This is a genomic window from Actinomadura sp. CNU-125 (assembly GCF_001942465.1).
Classification (GTDB): domain Bacteria; phylum Actinomycetota; class Actinomycetes; order Streptosporangiales; family Streptosporangiaceae; genus Spirillospora.
Map to the genome: position 1 here is coordinate 1 of NZ_MKJY01000491.1, position 1,996 is coordinate 1,996.

2 protein-coding genes are annotated in these 1,996 nt (G+C 72.5%); one reads left to right on the forward strand and one right to left on the reverse strand.

The features are described 5' to 3' along the window. Positions 1 to 59: 59 nt before the first annotated feature. Positions 60 to 824 carry a hypothetical protein gene (locus tag BJF79_RS38615; protein WP_075904818.1) on the reverse strand — a complete coding sequence of 255 codons (765 nt, stop codon included), beginning with the start codon at positions 822 to 824 and terminating at the stop codon, positions 60 to 62. A gap of 249 nt (positions 825 to 1,073) precedes the next feature. On the opposite strand from BJF79_RS38615, the gene BJF79_RS38620 reads away from it, so the two are divergent. Then, on the forward strand, positions 1,074 to 1,996 hold a 923-nt coding region (locus BJF79_RS38620), incomplete at its 3' end, for an oxygenase MpaB family protein (protein ID WP_075904820.1).

Genomic DNA, 1,996 nt, shown 5'->3' on the forward strand with positions numbered 1-1,996 from the left:
GGCGGTGAGGGCGGCGCCGCGAGGGCCGCGAGCGCGACCGGCGTCGCGGCCCTGCCCGGTCATCGGGACGGGCGGCGGCGGGCGGCGAGCGCGAGGGCCGCGCCGGAGAGGGCGAGGAGGCCGAGGCCGAGGACGCGGGTGCCGGGTCCGGCGGTGCCGCCGGCGCCGGTGTCGGCGCCGCCCGCGGCCATGGGCCGGAGGGCGCCGCAGAGGGCGGGCGCGGTGGCGGCGAGCGGCAGCGAGGGCACGAGTTCGCTGCCCGCGTTCCGGGCCTTCTCTCCGATGAGGGACGGGTCGAGGCCGTGGACGACGACGACCGCGGTGCCTTCGCGGAGCGATGCGAGGGTGGCATCGTCGAGTTCGATGACGCGCTGGTAATCGAGGGCGGCGCCGTGGGGCGCGATCTCCAGGTCGGTCCCGGCGGTGGGCGAGGTGTCGCCCCGGACGGAGAGGGTGGTCCGGATCGGGCCGTAGGCGGGCTTGCCCTCGACGGTGCTGACGACGCCGTCGCCGTTGGTGTCGGCGCTCGGCGCCGGGCATTCGCCCCGGGCGCCGCCGTGAATGTGCTGGAGGTGCGGGTAGGGCCGCCCGTCGAGTTTGCCCGCGAGCCCCGAATAGTGCTCGACGATCGTCGCGGTGCGGCCGTCCAATTCGAGGGTGAGGGTTCCGGAGCCGGTCTGGCCGTTCAGCGGGTCGAGGACGGCTTGGTATGTCTTCGTTTTCCCGGAGTCGGCCATTACTGGTGCTGTGACCAGGACGGACGTGCCCGCTGCTGCGAGCGCCGCGACGGCGGCGACGAGCGTTCGGCGCCCTTCGATCGGCATTGTTCGTCCCTTCCGGTGGTCATCGGGGCGGGGCGCCGATGGCGCCCGCACGTCCTTTCTCCCCGGTGATCGTTATCGGCAAGGGAAGGGGCGGGAATTGGTCGGGCAATGCATCGTGGAACGTTTGCGATATGACGGCTATGACTCGTTCGACGGCACCGCGGCGGCGGGCGGGCGGGGGGCGGTGTCGCACCGGCGACGATGTAATGACACACTTACGGAAGTTTGTCTCACGGAGGTGCGTAGCGTATGTCGGCGACCGTCCAGCCACCCGAGAGCGTCACCTGGCGCGTGCACATCGACCGGGCCATGTGGGTCGGAGGCGTCCGCAGCCTCATGCTGCAGGCCCTTCACCCGGTGGCGATGTGGGGCGTCTGGCAGAACTCCAACTTCCGCGAGGACCCGTTCGGGCGCCTCCAGCGGACGTCCGACTTCGTGGGCCTGTCCACGTTCGGCAGCGAGGAGGAGGTCGAGGCGGCCGCCTACCGCGTCCGCGAGATCCACCGGAGCCTGCGCATCCTCAACCACGACACCGGCAAGCGGGAGCGGCTCGACCAGCCCGAGCTGCTGCTGTGGGTGCACTGCGCCGAGGTGTACTCCTACCTGGAGGTCGCGCGGCGCGCGGGGCTGCCGCTGACGGACGCGATGGCCGACCGGTACCTCGACGAGCAGCGGCATTCGGCGGTGCACGTCGGGCTGCACGCCGAGGACGTCCCGGGCAGCGTCGCCGAGATGGAGCAGTACTTCGCGAGCATGCGGCCGCACCTGCGGGTCACCGAGGAGGCCGCCGAGACCGTCCGGTTCCTGATGTGGCCGACGATGCCGGAGAACCTGAAGTTCCTCGCGCCCGGAAAGCCCGGCTGGTTCCCGTTCGGGGCGCTGTGCTACTACTCGCTCCCCGACTGGGCCCGCGCGATGTACGGGGCGCTGCCGGAGGTGCCGCAGGCGGGCGTCACCGCCTCGCTCCGCTCGTTCCGGCTGGCGATGAACTCGGTGCCCGAGCGGCTGCACGACTACGCGTTCGCCAAGAACACCCGCGACATGCTCGTCCGCGCGCGGCAGCGGCTCGCCGCCGACGGGTACGACGTGAGCAAGGGCCTGTACGGGCTCCGCGACCCGCGGCGCTGGCCCGACCGCAAGCCGGTCGGCGTGCGTGAACCGGCGGGCCGCGA